Source organism: Oleiphilus sp. HI0066 (assembly GCF_001635725.1).
This window is the reverse complement of record NZ_LWFH01001519.1, coordinates 1-1,262: the sequence shown is the minus strand read 5'-3', so window position 1 is coordinate 1,262 and position 1,262 is coordinate 1. Positions and strand designations below refer to the sequence as shown.

Sequence of the window (1,262 nt, the reverse complement as noted above, 5' to 3'; positions counted from 1 at the left end):
GATACGATTTTCGCCACAAATACCTCTTCTTTATCAATTACTGAAGTCGCTGCAGCAACGAGTCGTCCAGACAGATTTTTGGGGATGCATTTTTTCAATCCTGCGCCGGTAATGAAGTTGGTTGAGCTCATCAAAGGGATCGCGACGTCGCAAGAAACCTTCGATAAGGTTGCTGATATTACCTCTCAGCTTGGAAAAACGGCTGTAGAAGTTGCAGAGGCTCCAGGATTTGTTGTGAATCGCATTCTAATTCCAATGGTCAATGAAGCTGTTGGAATCTTAGCTGATGGCGTAGCTAGTGCGGAGGATATTGACGCTGCAATGAAGTTGGGCGCAAATCATCCAATGGGACCACTCGCTTTAGGCGATTTAATTGGTTTGGATGTATGTCTGGCGATCATGGAAGTTCTCTATGATGAGTTTGGCGACAGTAAATATCGCCCGCACCCTTTACTACGTAAGTATGTGAGAGGCGGAATGTTAGGTCGTAAATCCAGCAAAGGATTCTACGACTATAGTTAAATAGAAAAGGGGCGAATGCCCCTTTTTTGATTTTATAAGTGTTTAAAGCCGTGGTGATCCAACGGCATGCAGTTTCAACACTCCAAATTATAAATACGAGGCTGTTATGAATTTAGAGAGTATTCTTGCTCAGTTTGACGATAAAGTAATTAATCCTATTGGCGCATCGCGCAAGAAAAACCAGATTATCGGTAAGGGTTATATTTCAGCGTTAAAAGCGTTAGTCAGTGTTATTAATATTCCTAAGCCGACGGTGCTGACTGGAAAAAACTCTTCACTAAAACTGTGTGAGAGTGTAGCTAGCTTCGGTTTGAAGAAAGTCCTTATCGTAACTGATCGACCACTCTATGAGCTTGGCTTGCTCGAAAATATTCTCCAATCGCTTGAACATCGCGGAATGGCATATGAGCTATTTGCTGATGTGCAACCAGATCCTACTTTTTCTGTCGTGGAAGCTGGGCTTAAGCGCTATAGGCAAGCAAATTGTGACTCGGTAATGGCAGTTGGTGGTGGGTCGTCTATTGATTCAGCAAAGGTAATCGCTTTGGCTGCTTCAAATAACACTGAACCGAAAAAACTAGTAGGAATTTTGAAAGGTAAGGTCGGTTGTGCGCCCTTCTTTTGCGTTCCTACGACCGCGGGGACAGGCTCTGAAGTAACCATCGGCGCTGTGATTTCGGATGACGAGACACATCAAAAGGGCTTGGTTATAGAGTCAAAAATCGTACCTTTGATCGCAG

The 1,262-nt window shown here is 43.8% G+C and carries 2 protein-coding genes; both read left to right on the top strand.

Annotation, left to right across the window (positions count from 1 at the left end; genetic code table 11):
- On the top strand, positions 1–522 hold a 522-nt coding region (locus A3738_RS23635; protein WP_231876746.1), incomplete at its 5' end, for a 3-hydroxyacyl-CoA dehydrogenase family protein.
- Positions 523–628: 106 nt separating this feature from the next.
- Positions 629–1,262: iron-containing alcohol dehydrogenase (locus A3738_RS23630; RefSeq protein WP_156504455.1), on the top strand; the 634-nt coding region annotated here is incomplete at its 3' end.